We start from the raw sequence: 14,300 nt of genomic DNA on the forward strand, positions 1-14,300 counted from the left end.
TCAGGATTTTTTCCCGGAAAACGCCGAACTCCAGGCACCCTGCGGCCATTTGGCCGACGGCGGCGGGGTTTACGCTAGCGCAGGCCACGCCAAGCGAGCCGGCGCGTGCAACCACGCCGGTCATCGACGCCGCAGCGGCAGCCCGGGTGGTTTTTCCATCGCCTGCTAGAGTCAATCCATCAGTCGATCCAACCAGGGACATCGTCGATATGGACGTCTACTGCCGCCATCTCGCTCAACTCGACCGCGAACGCCAGATCACCGCCAGCGAGGACATCTGCAACGAACACGGCCTCAAGCTGCTCGCCCGCGGCGCCAGGTTGGACGAAGCCACGCTGACCAAGCTGGCCCGGCAGAAACTGCTCAAACCGCTGGACGCCAGTATCGGCATCGAAGGCCAGCTGGATGGCTTGCGCCTGGTCGAGGTCTTCGTCGCGCTGGCCGACCGACACGCCGACAGCGCCGCGCTACTGGACCTGCTGCCCTTGCCGCTGCCCGAACTGTGCAGCGCACTGGACCGCCAGCCCCTGCTCTGCCAGCGCCTGACGGTGATGCAGGCGATGTTTCCGGCGCGCTTGCGACGTACCCTGTTCGGCGCCCTGCTGGCGCTGGCCCTGGCCAAGTGCAGCACCTGGCGCGGGCTGTCCTGGCCGGGCCTGTTCACCGCCGCCCTGGCGCGCAACATCGGCCTGCTGCACCTGCCGGAGGATTTCATGCAGAGCGAGGCGCAGGCCACCGCCGATGGGCAGCGCCAGTTCGAGTCACATCCGGTGGTCAGTCGCGAAATGATCCGCACCACCATCGACCCCGCGGTCGCCGACGCCCTGCTCAACCAGCACGAACATCTCGACGGCAGCGGCTATCCGCGCGGCTGGCGAGCCGGCACGCCGAGCCGCGAAGCGCAGTTGCTGGGTTCCGCCGACTTCATCGCCTGGCTATGCCTGGAGCAGATCGGCGACAGCCTATGCGGCACGCTCGGCCATGCCCTGGCGCCGTTGCAATTGCTCCGCCAGTTCTGGAGCGCACCGGTCTTCCACGCTGCCAGCGACCTGATTCAGCACATCGGCGGCAAGCGCGGACCGCTGGTGGGCGAACAGGAGCGGCCCGACTGGCTGGCCGGGCTGCTGGAGCGCCAGCGCCGACTCTCCGGGCAACTGCAGACGCTGATCGCCGGTCGCAGGAGCGAACCCGACATTGACTCGCCCGGCCTGCGCCAGGGCGCCGTGCTGGTGGACGCCCTGTACGGCATCTGCGCCAGCTCCGGCCTGCTCAGCCAGGAATACGAGCGCTGGATCGACCACGTGCACGAGCACCGCCTCAGCGCCGCCTACCCGGAAATGGACGAGGTGCATCTGCAGTTGCTCAGCCTGCAACCGCTGCTGCAACGCGCCTGGCTGCTCCGCGACGCCCCGCTGGCAGCCGAGCGATGCGCGGTTGCCTGAACCGTCGGTCGGCGCGACCTGACCAACGGACAAGCGCACCGGCTAGAACTCGGCTTGAATCTAGCCATGTGGCACTTTGCCGCCACCATCGTTCGTGTGCCGCGTCACCGCGATGACCTCGATCCAGGGCCTCCGTATGGCGCTACATGCTCGCTACGGCCCACGCGGGACCCGCTTCAAGGACGACGGCCGCTCCAGCGTCGGGCGTTTCCGCCGCCTTTGCCTCTGGCTCTCGACGGCGCTGGTGGCTTGCCTGCTGCTGGCGTCCGCCGGGCATGCCCATGCGCGCACGCCCGAATTGCTGCTGCACGGCGACGAGGAGTCGGTCGCGCTGCTGCCCTACGTCGATCTGCTGCGCGACCCCGGCGGTGAACTGGGGATCGCCCAGGTGCTGAACGACGAGGCGGGCTTCGTCCATGACGCCGCGCGCAGCGACCTCAACTTCGGCTACACCCAGGATGTGGTCTGGCTGCGCCTGTCCCTGCGCTCCGCCGCCCAAGAGCCCAGCGACTGGCGCCTGGAGTTCGGCTACTCGTCGCTGGATCGGCTGGACTACTTCGAGCCGACCGCCGCCGGCCTGCGCCAGCAGCAGGCCGGCGACACCCTGCCGTTCGCCGCGCGCAGCGTCGCCCACCGCAACCCAGTGTTCACCCTGCGCCTGTTACCCGGCGAGCAGCGCACGCTGTATGTGCGCGCCCAGTCCGAAGGCAGCCTGACGCTGGACGCCAGGCTCTGGCGAGCCGATGCCTTCCATCGCCACAGCGAGGCCGGCTACGGCGTGCTCGCCCTGTACTTCGGCATGCTGCTGGCGCTGGCCGCCTACAACCTGTTGCTGTACTTCGCGCTGCGCGAGCGCAGCTTCCTGCTCTACGTGCTGTTCGTGCTCTGTTTCGCGAGCGGCCTGATGGCCATCAATGGTTTCGGTCCGCAGTACTTCCTGCCGCAGGTGGTGCCCTGGGCCAACCGCACGCTACCCATGGGCCTGACGCTGGCGGCGGCGGTGTCCACCCTGTTCACCCGCGCCTTCCTCGACACCGCCCACCAGGCGCCGCGCTGGCACCGCCTGCTGGGCGGCGCGGCGTTGCTCGAACTGGCGGCGGTCGCCTGGATGACGCTGCTGAGCGTGCAGACCAGCCTGCAGGTGATGTCCCTCATCGCCATCGTCCACACCTTGCTGCTGCTCAGCTGCGGCATCGGCTGCACGATCCAGCGGGTGCCGGGGGCACGCATCTTCGTGCTGGCCTGGAGCATGATGCTGCTCGGCGCCGGCCTGCTGGCGCTGCGCAACTTCGGCGTACTGCCGAGCAACTTCACCACCATCTACTCCATGCAGATCGGCTCGGCCCTGGAAATGCTGCTGCTCTCGTTCGCCCTGGCCGCCCGTTTCAACGAACTGAAACGCCAGAAGGAGCAGGCCCAGGTCGCCCACCTGGCCGCCCAGCAGCAGATGCTGCGGACCTTGCAAGAGCAGGAGCAGGTGCTCGAACAGCGCGTCGCCGAACGCACCGAGGCGCTGGCCGCGGCCAATGCGCAACTCCTGGAGCTGGCGTTGAAGGACCCGCTGACCGGCCTGGCCAACCGCACCGCGCTGCGCCAGCACCTGGAGTCCGCCCTGCTGCGCACCCGCCGGCGCCAGGAGCGGCTGGCGTTGATGCTGGTCGACCTGGACGAGTTCAAAGCGGTCAACGACCGGCTCGGCCACGAGGCCGGCGACCAACTGCTGCAACAGGTCGCGCAGCGGCTGCTGGCCTGCGCCCGCGAGACCGACCTGGTGGCGCGCTTGGGCGGCGACGAGTTCGTGCTGATCTGCGAGGCGGTCCCGGACGATGCGTTCGGGCTCGCCCTGGCCGGGCGCTTCCTCGACAGCCTGGCCCGGCCGGCCTACATCAAGGGCCGCGACGTCGCGCTCGGCGCCAGCATCGGCGTGGCCTTCAGCCACGGCGAGGACGGCGACGTCTCGATCCTGCTCAGCCAGGCCGACCACGCGATGTACTATGCCAAGTCCACCGGGCGCAACCGCGTCTGGCTGTTCGGCACGCCCAACGTGGCGCCATCCACAGCCGAGGACGAGCGGGTCGAAGGGTCGAAGTCAAACACCTGAGCCGGCGCTCAATCGGCGGAAGCCTGGAAAGCCTCCAGCGCCCGTCGGCAGCCCATGCCCGCGCCTTCGCCCAGGCCCGGCTCGACCCACGGCAGGATCGCCAGCGGCGGGGCGACGACGGCACCGACGACGCTGGCGATGCCGCGGGCGAGCAGCTCGTCGGAGACCACGCTGACCTCCGGGTCGCCCAGCGTGCCCTGCAGTTGCACCGGCGAATCGCTGGAGAGCACGCTGAAGTCCTTGGGATGCGCCTCCAGCACCAGGTCCAGGCGCTCGCGTCCCAGATCCACGCGCCCGCCGCCGGTGAAGTTGCTATCCGTGGTGCTGACGAAGAAGCGTTCCAGCCGCGCCACCCCGGCGTCGGCGTCGAACCGCGCGTAGGCGCACTGCACGGGCACCTGGTCGTCCTCCGCCAGGGTCCCCACCAACCGCTCGCCGCCATCCAGGCCGAGCAGTTCGACGGTGAGCAGGTCCAGACGGCCGCCGGACATGGCCAGTTCCAGCTGGCCCTCGAGATGGGCCATCAGCGCCGCCATCGAATCTCCGGAAGACTGCACGTCCAGCCGCCCACCGAGGATGCCCGCGGAGTCGGCGGCGACCTTGGGCAACTCGCCGCGGCGCAGCAGCGGCTTGAGGTTCACCTGGCGCATCGACAGTTGCAGTTCGGCATTCAGCGGCGCCTGGCGCGCATCCAGGGCAAGCCGACCGGACACCTGGCCGCCGCCCAGCCCGATCTGCAACGGCTCGATGTCCATCCGCCCCTGTCGCAGGCTCAGCTCCAGGTCGACGCTGCCCAGCGGCACATGGCGGGTATCGACGTTGTCCGCCTGGTAATCCAGTACGACGTCGAGCCGGCGCATCCTCGCCAGGTTCCACGGCTGGGCGGAGAAGACCCGGGCATCCTCGGGCCGCGAGTCGGTAGCGACATCCTGCAGGGGCAGCAGGTCGGCGAAGTTCAGGTCCTGCGAGCGCAACGTCGCCCAGAGCATCGGCCGCTGCCCCAGCCGCAGGCGCACATCGCCGCCCACATCGCTGTCGCCGAAACGGCCCTGCAGGTCTTGCAGGCGCAGCAAGGGCTCTTGCCAGTCCAGTCGGCCTTCCAGGCGATAGCCGGGCAGCGACGGCAGGCCGAAGCCGACCAGAGGGTTGAGCCGGGCGGGGCTGGAGCCCTCGATGACGAAGTGGCCCTGCGCGGCCGCCCACTGCAGCGGCCGGGTCACGCTGCCGTCGACGTCCAGCGTGGTGTCGCCGGAGGTCAGGCGGCCCTCGACGCGGTAGCTCTGCTCGGTGTCCAGCAGGGCGAGCGGCGGCCCGAGGTGCAGGTCGAACTGCAGCGGCACGCCCCGGTGCGAGCCATCGCCCTGGACGTGCAGGCCGTCGCCGTCGAGGAATTCCGCGCTGAGCTGCAGGCGCAGTTGCCGCGCCGGCGCGCGGTAATCGAGCTGAGCGTTGCCGATACGCAAGAGGGTTTCGCCGAACTCGGCCTGCACCTGCCCGTCGAGCGTGCCCAGTTGGCCATGGCCCAGGGGTGCCAGCGCCCGGCCGAGATCGACGCTGTCCAGTTGCAGGTCAAGGCTGCCGCTGGCCACCGGCCCAGCGATATCCAGCGTCGCCTGGGCGCTCAGCTCGCCATTGCCCTGCTTGGCCTGCAGCTGCTCGATGCGCAGGCGGCCGTCCTCCAGCGTGCCGCGCAGGTGCAGGTCGCTCAGCGTTGCCTGGCCATAGGCGAGCCGGGCGATGTCGATATCGACCTGGCCCTGGTAATGGCGCAACGGGGCGAGCCCCTGCGCCAGGGAGCCGGCGTCCGCCGCCGGGCCAGCCGCGGACAGCGCCCAGCGGTCGAGATCGAGCCGGTCGGCCCGCAGCTTCAGTTCGAGTCGCAGCGGCTGCTCCCGCTGGAAGGCCAGCGAGCCGTGCAGCTGGCTATCGCCGGCCTGTATCTCAATGTCGTCCAGCGCCCAGCGCCGGCCCTGGTGACTGATGCGCGCCTCGGCCTCCAGGGCCGGCATCCGCCAGTCGGGCCGGCCGAGCAACCTGGCCAGGGTGGCCGGGTCTGGTACCGACAGGTTCGCCTCGCCGTGCAACGCGTCGAGCTGCATCAGGTCCCGGACCTGGCCCTCGAAGTCCAGGCGCAGCTGTCCCAGACGACCCTGCAGGGTCAGCCGGTAGGGCGAGTCGGGCTGCAGCGCCTGGCTCGGCGGCCCGCCGACGACCTCGAATTGCAAGGGCTGGTCTTGCCACTCACCCTGGCCCTGGATGCTCAGCCGGCGCTGCTGCGCGTCGTCGCGGCCGGTGGCGAAGGAAGCGTCCAACTGGAGTTGACGCTGCTGGTCCCGGTAGGTGAGCCGGCCCTCGCTGACCTCGATCAGTGCGGGGTGCAGGCCGAGGCCCTGGTCGTCCTCGGCGTCGGCGGAGCGCAGCGGCGCCCAGTTGACGGTGCCGTCCTGACGGCGCGCCAGGTGGATGACCGGCTGATCCAGCCCGAGCAGTTCCAGGCTGAGGTTGCCGCGCAGCAGTTCGCCAAGATCCAGGGTCAGGTCCAGCGCGGCAGCCTGCAGCATCTGCTCATGTCTGGCCCAGGCGGCATTGGCGATGCGAATGTCTTCCAGGTGCACCGCCAGCGGCCAGCCCCAGTCGACCGCCAGGCTGCCCAGGTGCACGGTCCGGCCGTCCAGGCGCTGGCTGAGGCGGTCTTCCAGTTGCCGCTTGGCCCAGGGCGACTCCAGCGCCCACAGGGCCAGGACCAGACCCAGGGACAGCAGCATCACGCCCGCCACCAGCAACACACCCACCCGCTTCATGCTCGTCCTCCCGTTCGGTCCTGAATGGCCGGAGGCGCGCTGGCCACTCCCTGGTCTGTCGACCAGCAGGGGCCGGGAACGCTCGACCGCATGTCGGAAAACCGGGACAGCCTCCGCGCAGCTCGACCCTGAGGGCCGACGAGACACGCCTGCTCGCGTTGCGGCTCGGCCCGCGGCGGGGGGCGGAGCAGACACAAAAAACCCGCCGGGTGGCGGGTTTTCCGTGGACGGGGCGCCTACTGTTGTTCCATCGCTCCGTCTTCCAGCTCGGTCGGCGCCGGCTGCGGAGCGGGCTCGGCGGGAACGTCCGGCTCGCTCATCGGCGGTGCGGGCGGCGTGGTCTGCGCCGGTTCGGAGGTTTGCGGAGCGGGTGCCGGCGGGGGCGTCGGCATGTCGGGTTCCTTGTCACACCCCGCCAGGAAAAGCGCAAAAACTGCGGATAAAAGTAGAGAAGTACGCATGATTGTCCTCCAACGAGATTGACCGCCCGAAATGGGGCATGGCGGACCAGGGCGCCGCCAACCCCTTGTTGACCGAAGCCTGGGGCGAGAGTGCCGCAATCGGCGAAATCGCTCCCGTGGAAGCATGGCCGCCCCGGATATCAGGCCGGGGCGGCCATGGGTTGGGCAGGGCTCAGCGCCGGCAGGCCGCCGGCGGGGTGTTCTGCACTACGTTGGCGTAGTGCAGGGCGTAGTCGCCGGTGATGCCCTGGGTGCCCTGCTTGCCGGCGTTCTCGCCGATGATCCAGGTATCGGCCTTGGGCATACCGCCGTTGGCGTAGGCCTCGATGTCGGTGCTGGCATTGCCGTAGGCACGCACGATGTCCAGCCCGACGGTTTCGCGCAGGTAGCGCACGTAGTTGCTCTTGTGCTCGACGGTGTTCGGCGGAATCGGGCCGTCGCCGTAGGGGTTGCTGCGGTAGTGCCAGCTCAGCAGGTTCTGCTTGGTGAACCACTCGCGACCATCGCGGGTGACCCAGTAGGGCCGCGCGGTCAGGTAGACGATCTGGTAGCCCTTCTGCTGGTAGGCACGCACGGTTTCCGGGGCGTAGTAATAGGGCGTGGCGGTCTTGATGCCGAGGTAATCGGCGTAGGCCTCGAAATCGTTGATGGTCAGGGTGCCGTCGATGTCGAACAGCACCGCCTGGCGGCCCTTCTCGACCACGCTGACCCAACCGTCCACGCTGGTCAGGTCACCCTCCACCACCATGCGCACGCGGTACTCGCCGGCCGGGCGCGCCGGCAGGGTCATGGCGATCTTGCCGTCGCTGTCGGTGATGCGGCTGCCCAGGTATTCCCAGTTCTGCATGCCGGTGCCATAGAGGTAGACGTGCACGCGCTCGTCCTCCAGGTCCTTGTGCAGCACCGCGTCGTAGTCGAACTTGCCGACCAGGTAGATGAACTGGCCTTCGGCGACCATGGCGTCGTGCACCATGTGCCAGGGCTTGTAGAAGGCGCTGAGCAGGCTGCTGCCGAAGTGGCGGAAGGACTTCTTCGCCGGGGTCGGCACGGTCGGCGCCTGTTGCGGGGTCTGGTAGTCCGGGCAGGTGGTCGCGGCCTGCACGGCGACGCTGAAGGTCAGGGCCAGCAAGGCGGCCAGGGTTTTGCTGCGTAGCATTCGGGGGCTCCTTTCTTATCGGTTTTGTCTCGGCGAAGTGCGAGCGAAGCGCCGAGTATCCTGCGCCGATATGACCGACCGGTGACCCGTCCGTTGGACGTGCGTGCAAGAACCGCGACCTGGCGCACACCCCTGCCGTGTTCCCCAGGGTGGCAGGCGCTGCTCCCGACGGGAACGTTCGGTCGGCGAAGATCGCCAGCCGTGGCCTGCGCCTGTAGACTGCGCGGCCTGTTCGCTAGCCGACGCGACCCCGCGCGCAGCACGACCTGGCTGCCCACCCCGCCATGGCGCTCGCCCTCGTCGCCCCCGCGACCGCCCGCTGGCCGGGCGGCCGACTGTCCACCGTGCCCTGCCCGGCGGATGCCCATAATTCGAAACCTGTATCGACCGGCCCGCGGTTCGCCACGGCCAAGCGATGCCTTGCTCTGGAAATTGCGATGTTGCAGACGATCAAACAGACCTGGTTTTCCAACCTTCGCGGCGATGTGCTCGCCGGTCTCGTGGTGGCGCTGGCGCTGATCCCGGAGGCGATCGCCTTTTCGATCATCGCCGGCGTCGACCCCAAGGTCGGCCTCTATGCCTCCTTCTGCATCGCCGTGGTGATCGCCTTCGCCGGCGGCCGCCCGGGCATGATCTCCGCCGCCACCGGCGCCATGGCCCTGCTGATGGTTACCCTGGTGAAGAATCACGGCCTGGAATACCTGCTGGCCGCCAGCCTGCTCTGCGGCGTGCTGCAGATCGGCGCCGGCTACCTGAAGCTGGGCTCGCTGATGCGCTTCGTCTCGCGCTCGGTGGTCACTGGCTTCGTCAACGCCCTGGCGATCCTGATCTTCATGGCGCAGCTTCCCGAACTGACCGGCGTCACCTGGCACGTCTACGCGATGACGGCCGCCGGCCTGGTGCTGATCTACGGCCTGCCCTGGCTCGGCCAGCGCACCTTCCCGGGCATCGGCCTGTACTTCCTGATCCTCGGTTTCGCCCTGGTACTGGGCAGCGTCGATGCGCGCCTGGGCTACGCCGTGGCCGGCATCGGGCTGGCCCTGGCGGTGGTGCTGATGCGCTGGAGCAGGAACCTGGTGATTCCCTCGCCACTGGTGTGCATCGTGCTGCTCACCGGCGTGGCCATGCTGCTCGGCCTGGACATCCGCACCGTCGGCGACATGGGCGAGCTGCCCGACACCCTGCCGGTCTTCCTCTGGCCGGACGTGCCGCTGACCGTCGAGACCCTGGCGATCATCTTTCCCTATGCCGCCGCGATGGCGGTGGTCGGCCTGCTGGAATCGATGATGACCGCCACCATCGTCGACGACCTCACCGACACTTCCAGCGACAAGAACCGCGAGTGCAAGGGCCAGGGCCTGGCCAACATCGCCGCCGGGCTGATGGGCGGCATGGCCGGCTGCGCGATGATCGGCCAGTCGGTGATCAACGTGAAATCCGGCGGCCGCGGCCGGCTGTCGTGCCTGGTGGCCGGCTCGGTGCTGCTGCTGATGGTGGTGTTCCTCAGCGAGTGGGTGAGCCAGATCCCCATGGCCGCGCTGGTGGCGGTGATGATCATGGTCTCCATCGGCACCTTCAGCTGGGACTCGCTGCGCAACCTCAGGCACTACCCGCTGTCGACCAACATCGTCATGGTCGCCACCGTGCTGGTCGTGGTGTTCACCCACAACCTGGCCTACGGCGTGTTCGTCGGCGTGCTGCTGGCGGCGCTGTTCTTCGCCAACAAGATCGGCCACTACCTGCGCATCGATTCGGAGCTGGCCACAGACGGCAACCAGCGCACCTACCGGGTGACCGGCCAGGTGTTCTTCAGCTCCTCGGACAAGTTCGTCGGCGCCTTCGACTTCAAGGAAGTCCTCGGCAAGGTGGTCATCGACCTGTCCCGTGCGCACTTCTGGGACATCACCGCCGTGGCCGCGCTGGACAAAGTGGTCATCAAGTTCCGCCGCGAAGGGGCGCAGGTCGAGGTGCTCGGCCTCAACGAAGCCAGCGCCACCATCGTCGACCGCTTCGGCGTGCACGACAAACCGGAAGGCATCGACCAACTGATGGGACACTGAGCCCAGCGCCTGTCCGGCAGCGACCGCCCAGGATCGCCGCCGGACGCACGCCCCTCCGCCGCGCCCATCGATAAGCTGCGCTTATCGAAACTCCTGCCAAATCGAAATGGCCGGCGTCCTGCGGGCGCCCTTACTCTGCGTTCGCTCGAGCACTTCCTTGCACCCTGTCGCAGAGGCGATGCCTGCCATGTCCACTTTCGAGATGAGCAAAACCGCGCTGATGGCCCAGGCCCATCGGCAAATGCAACACAGCCTGGCCCACGACCGCTGGAGCACGCGCCAGAAACTGGCGCTGACCTGCCGCATTCTCTACGACGCCGGCCACGACTCCGGGCTCGCCGGGCAGATCACCTGCCGCGCCGAGCCGCCCGGCAGCTACTACACCCAGCGCCTGGGCCTGGGCTTCGACGAGATCGACGCGCACAACCTGCTGCGGGTCGACGAGGACCTGCAGGTACTCGACGGCGAAGGCATGGCCAACCCGGCCAACCGCTTCCACAGCTGGATCTACCGCGCCCGTCCGGACGTCAACTGCATCATCCACACCCACCCGTTGCACGTGGCGGCGCTGTCGATGCTGGAAACGCCGCTGGTGGTGTCCCACATGGATGTCTGCCCGCTGTTCGACGACTGCGCGTTCCTTGGCGAGTGGCCGGGCGTGCCGGTAGGCAATGAAGAGGGCGAGATCATCAGCGCCGCCCTCGGCGACAAGCGCGCCGTGCTGCTGGCCCACCACGGCCAGTTGGTCACCGGGCGCACCGTCGAGGAGGCCTGCGTGCTCGCCGTGCTGATCGAGCGAGCCGCACAGATGCAATTGCTGGCCATGGCCGCCGGCGCGATCAAGCCGATCCCCGCCGCGCTCGCCCGCGAAGCCCACGACTGGATATCCACGCCGCGGCGCGAGCAGGCGGCCTTCGCCTACTACGCCCGCCGTGCCCTGCGCCGCCACCCCGACTGCCTGCCGACCGAATGAGGAAAACAGCCATGAACGCACTGCAATTCAAAGGCATCATCGCCTACCCGGTCACCCCGTTCGCCGCCGGCGGCGAAGGCATCGACGCCGACGTGCTGACACGCATGCTCGACCGTCTGATCGCCAGCGGCTGCCACGCCATCGCCCCGCTGGGCAGCACCGGCGAGAGCGCCTACCTGAGCGACCGCGAATGGCACGAGACCGCAGAACTGTCGGTACGGCACATCGCGCGGCGGGTGCCGGTGGTGGTGGGCATCTCCGACCTGACCACCGCCAGCGCCGTGCGCCGGGCGCGCTTCGCCCAGCAGGTCGGCGCCGACGCGGTGATGGTGTTGCCGATGGCCTACTGGAAACTCTCCGAGGCGGAAATCCACCAGCACTACCGGCAGATCGCCCAGGCCATCGACCTGCCGATCATGCTCTACAACAACCCGGCCACCAGCGGCGTGGACATGTCACCGGAGCTGATCGCCCGGCTGGTGCGCGAGATCGACAACATCACCATGGTCAAGGAGAGCAGCGGCGACATCCAGCGCATGCATCGGCTGATGCAGCTGTCCGACGGCAGCATCCCGCTGTACAACGGCAGCAATCCGTTGGCGCTGGAAGCCTTCGCCGCCGGTGCGGTGGGCTGGTGCACCGCGGCGCCCAACCTGATCGCCGACCACTGCCTGGCACTCTACGAGGCGGCGCAGGGCGGCGACCTGACCCGCGCCAGGGAGCTGTTCTACCGGCAGTTGCCGCTGTTGCAGTTCATTCTGCAGGGCGGCCTGCCGACCACCATCAAGGCCGGCCTGGAGCTGTGCGGTATCGCCGCCGGCGCCCCACGCCCGCCCCTGCAGCCCCTGGACGCTGCGCGGCGGGAGCGGCTGGCGGGGTTGATCGAGCAACTGGGCTAACGGGCCCGCCCGGCGGGCTTCGTCGCTGCGCGCCTCAAGCTACACGCCCCGCCGCAACCTATGGGTCAGCCCCGTTGGCAGGCCGGGTTGAGGCGCGCGCTCCCAAAGCCAAACACGCGCGATCCCGGCGACGATGCCCCCGCCCGCGGGGCCTCGTCGCCAGGCGCCTAAACCGCACCCGGCGGGTCGGCGTGGCGTCGTTCCTGCTCGATGCCGTCGAGCAATTCGGCGAACAGTTCCAGCATCGGTTTCTGCCGCTGCGCATCGCGAAACACCAGGCCGATCTGCAAGGGCACCCGCGGCTCGCACAGGGGCTTCCACCGCAATCCCGTTCCGGCTCGCAAAAGGCGGGCGCGGCCTGGCAGCACGGTGGCCAGGTTGGTCCCCGCCAGGCTGTCGAGGATACCGTTCATCTGGTTCAGCTCCGCCTGCACCCGGGCCTGTCGCCCCAGCCGGGCCAGTTGTTCCTGCCAGATCTGCCGGACGCGGAATTCCTCCCCCAGCAGCATCGCCGGCGCCTCGGCCGCCTGGGCCAGGGAGACCCGCGGGCAATCCTTGAGCGCGTGCTGCGCGCCGACCACCAGGTGCAACTCGTCCTCGTACACCGGCATGCCGTGCAGCCAGGGCTGGCGCGGCGGCAAAAAGCTGATGCCGATGTCCAGGCTGCCGGCCAGCAGGCGCCGCTCGATCTCGCCTGCGGACAGTTCGTAGACCTGCAGCCGCAGCCCCGGCAAGCGTTGCCGCAGGCGTTCCAGCAGCGCCGGCACCAGGCTGGCGTTGACCGTCTGCAGCACGCCGACGGCCAGGCTTTTCGGTGCCTGGCCACAATAGGCTTGCATGGCCTCGCGCGCCCGCTCGAGCCCGTCGAGCAGCGGCACGGCATGCTGGTAGAGCTCGTGGCCCGCCGGGGTCGGGATCAGGCGCTTGTTCTCCCGCTGGAACAGCGCCACATCGAGCAGGTTTTCCAGTTGGCGAATCTGTTGCGACAGCGCCGGCTGGGAGATGCACAGGCGCTCGGCGGCGCGGCCGACATGGCCCTCCTGGTAAAGCGCGGCGAAATAGCGAAGCTGGCGAAAGTCCATCGCGGCCCTCTGATCCCGGACGAAGCGCATTACCTTATCCGGGCACTGCGCGCGCCTCCATCGCCGCTTCGAAAAAATGCCCGCCAGCGACTAAAGTCGAACGAGTCATTGATCCAGGCCCGGCATGGCGTGATGGGACAATGCCACCATTGCTTGCTGCCCCTCTCCTTCGTCCAGCGCCAAAGGAAGCCGTATGCGCGTGATGATTCTGGAAGACGACCCCTGGATCGCCGACCTGCTCAAGCAGATCGTGCTGAGCATTCGCCCAGCGGCCCGGGTCGAGCTGTTCGGCGATGCGCAACAGGCGTTCGATGCCTGGCAGCGCGCGCCCTACCAACTGGTGCTGGCCGACTGGAACCTGCCGGGCCCGAGCGGCGTGAGCATGCTGGAGAAGATCCGCCGCGAGGATCGCCAGACCCCGCTGGTGGTGGTCACCGGTCGTTCCGACCGGGCCAGCGTGCTGGAGGTGCGACCGCTGGGCATCAGTGCCTTCATCAGCAAGCCGTTCCAGGTCCCGCGGGTGGTCGAGTGCCTGCAGAAGCTGCTGCCGACGGACGACGACCCGCCCGAGGTCGCTGTCGCAGAACAGGATTTTCTGGCCTACCTCGGCGGTCTGGACGCAACGGCCCTGGACCTGCCGCTGCTGAGCGGCGTCAAGGAGCGCCTGCAACAGACCCTGCAGGGCAAGACCCTCGACCTGCGCGCGCTGGTCGAGAGCTGGCAACAGGACCCGGCCCTCAGCGCGCGGCTGATCGCCGTGGCCAACAGCAGTGCCTACCTCACCGGCGGGCGTCCCTGCCTGAGTCTCGGCGAAGCCCTGCACAAGCTCGGCGGGCCGACCAGCCTGGCGCTGGCCATGGGCATGGCGCTGCGCCAGGCCGGCACCCTCGGCGATTCGCGCCTGCAGGCCATGGCAGCCCCCCACCTGGAAGCCATCGAACAGCTTGCCGAGCGCGTGGTAGCGCTGGCCCGGCAATGCGGCCAGGACCCGGCCCAGTGCCTGACGGCCGCCCTGCTGCATCGCCTGGGCGAGCTGTGCGTGCTGTTCCTGGCGCAAGGCTGGCTCGACAGCGGCAAGGCCCTCGATGAGGCCCAGGTGCACGAGGCGATGGGCACCTTCAGCGCGCCCTTCGCGGTCCAGCTCAAGGCCCGCTGGCAGATGCCCATGGCACTGCGCGAACTGATCGGCGCTGTCTACGCACTGCCATCCGCCCAGGTACGCCGCGAGCAGGTACTGTTGCGCCTGGCCGCCGCCGAGCTCGACCAGCAAGACCCGGCCGCGCTCGAACGGCTGCGCCGCCTGGCCGGACTATCCTGAACCTTCA

Annotated in this window: 10 protein-coding genes; 6 read left to right on the forward strand and 4 right to left on the reverse strand. The window is 68.8% G+C overall.

Translation table 11 applies throughout. The features are described from left to right. The first annotated feature begins 209 nt into the window (after positions 1 to 209). Complete coding sequence (locus tag ACWKV7_RS03950) at positions 210 to 1,442, forward strand: HD domain-containing phosphohydrolase (RefSeq protein ID WP_483856342.1); 1,233 nt, start codon at positions 210 to 212, stop codon at positions 1,440 to 1,442. Positions 1,443 to 1,578: 136 nt separating this feature from the next. Further along, positions 1,579 to 3,543, forward strand: a complete 1,965-nt coding sequence (locus ACWKV7_RS03955; protein ID WP_483856343.1) for a 7TM diverse intracellular signaling domain-containing protein — start codon at positions 1,579 to 1,581, stop codon at positions 3,541 to 3,543. Between the two features lie 8 nt (positions 3,544 to 3,551). Here ACWKV7_RS03955 and ACWKV7_RS03960 read toward each other — a convergent pair whose 3' ends face one another. The 3 genes from ACWKV7_RS03960 to ACWKV7_RS03970 form a co-directional block, all read right to left on the reverse strand. After that, the gene (locus ACWKV7_RS03960; protein ID WP_483856344.1) at positions 3,552 to 6,344 is read right to left on the reverse strand and encodes an AsmA family protein; all 2,793 of its coding nucleotides are present in this window, start codon (positions 6,342 to 6,344) and stop codon (positions 3,552 to 3,554) included. A 236-nt stretch (positions 6,345 to 6,580) separates the two neighbouring features. Continuing rightward, positions 6,581 to 6,736, reverse strand: coding sequence for a hypothetical protein (locus tag ACWKV7_RS03965; RefSeq protein ID WP_483856345.1), 156 nt, complete (start codon positions 6,734 to 6,736; stop codon positions 6,581 to 6,583). 241 nt (positions 6,737 to 6,977) lie between these two features. Continuing rightward, positions 6,978 to 7,961, reverse strand: a complete 984-nt coding sequence (locus tag ACWKV7_RS03970) for a lipin/Ned1/Smp2 family protein (RefSeq protein WP_483856346.1) — start codon at positions 7,959 to 7,961, stop codon at positions 6,978 to 6,980. A gap of 437 nt (positions 7,962 to 8,398) precedes the next feature. On the opposite strand from ACWKV7_RS03970, the gene ACWKV7_RS03975 reads away from it, so the two are divergent. From ACWKV7_RS03975 to ACWKV7_RS03985, 3 genes are all read left to right on the forward strand, one after another. Beyond that, positions 8,399 to 10,021: a SulP family inorganic anion transporter gene (locus ACWKV7_RS03975; protein ID WP_483856347.1), complete on the forward strand. Its 1,623-nt coding sequence runs from the start codon at positions 8,399 to 8,401 to the stop codon at positions 10,019 to 10,021. A 187-nt stretch (positions 10,022 to 10,208) separates the two neighbouring features. After that, a complete protein-coding gene (locus ACWKV7_RS03980; protein WP_483856348.1) occupies positions 10,209 to 10,994 on the forward strand; it encodes an aldolase in 786 nt (261 codons plus the stop codon). 11 nt (positions 10,995 to 11,005) lie between these two features. Next, a complete protein-coding gene (locus ACWKV7_RS03985) occupies positions 11,006 to 11,893 on the forward strand; it encodes a dihydrodipicolinate synthase family protein (RefSeq protein ID WP_483856349.1) in 888 nt (295 codons plus the stop codon). Between the two features lie 167 nt (positions 11,894 to 12,060). Here ACWKV7_RS03985 and ACWKV7_RS03990 read toward each other — a convergent pair whose 3' ends face one another. Beyond that, positions 12,061 to 12,975, reverse strand: a complete 915-nt coding sequence (locus tag ACWKV7_RS03990) for a LysR family transcriptional regulator (protein ID WP_483856350.1) — start codon at positions 12,973 to 12,975, stop codon at positions 12,061 to 12,063. A gap of 193 nt (positions 12,976 to 13,168) precedes the next feature. Here ACWKV7_RS03990 and ACWKV7_RS03995 point away from each other — a divergent pair, with 193 nt between their 5' ends. After that, the gene (locus tag ACWKV7_RS03995; protein WP_483856351.1) at positions 13,169 to 14,293 is read left to right on the forward strand and encodes an HDOD domain-containing protein; all 1,125 of its coding nucleotides are present in this window, start codon (positions 13,169 to 13,171) and stop codon (positions 14,291 to 14,293) included. Positions 14,294 to 14,300 lie beyond the last annotated feature (7 nt).

The organism is Zestomonas ipomoeae (assembly GCF_057128665.1).

Excerpts from the sequence above, each read along its gene's own strand:
- ACWKV7_RS03965 (WP_483856345.1), bottom strand. The coding sequence starts at position 6,736 with ATGCCGACGCCCCCGCCGGCACCCGCTCCGCAAACCTCCGAACCGGCG.
- ACWKV7_RS03955 (WP_483856343.1), top strand. The coding sequence starts at position 1,579 with ATGGCGCTACATGCTCGCTACGGCCCACGCGGGACCCGCTTCAAGGAC.
- ACWKV7_RS03975 (WP_483856347.1), top strand. The coding sequence starts at position 8,399 with ATGTTGCAGACGATCAAACAGACCTGGTTTTCCAACCTTCGCGGCGAT.
- ACWKV7_RS03960 (WP_483856344.1), bottom strand. The coding sequence starts at position 6,344 with ATGAAGCGGGTGGGTGTGTTGCTGGTGGCGGGCGTGATGCTGCTGTCC.
- ACWKV7_RS03950 (WP_483856342.1), top strand. The coding sequence starts at position 210 with ATGGACGTCTACTGCCGCCATCTCGCTCAACTCGACCGCGAACGCCAG.
- ACWKV7_RS03995 (WP_483856351.1), top strand. The coding sequence starts at position 13,169 with ATGCGCGTGATGATTCTGGAAGACGACCCCTGGATCGCCGACCTGCTC.
- ACWKV7_RS03970 (WP_483856346.1), bottom strand. The coding sequence starts at position 7,961 with ATGCTACGCAGCAAAACCCTGGCCGCCTTGCTGGCCCTGACCTTCAGC.
- ACWKV7_RS03980 (WP_483856348.1), top strand. The coding sequence starts at position 10,209 with ATGTCCACTTTCGAGATGAGCAAAACCGCGCTGATGGCCCAGGCCCAT.
- ACWKV7_RS03990 (WP_483856350.1), bottom strand. The coding sequence starts at position 12,975 with ATGGACTTTCGCCAGCTTCGCTATTTCGCCGCGCTTTACCAGGAGGGC.
- ACWKV7_RS03985 (WP_483856349.1), top strand. The coding sequence starts at position 11,006 with ATGAACGCACTGCAATTCAAAGGCATCATCGCCTACCCGGTCACCCCG.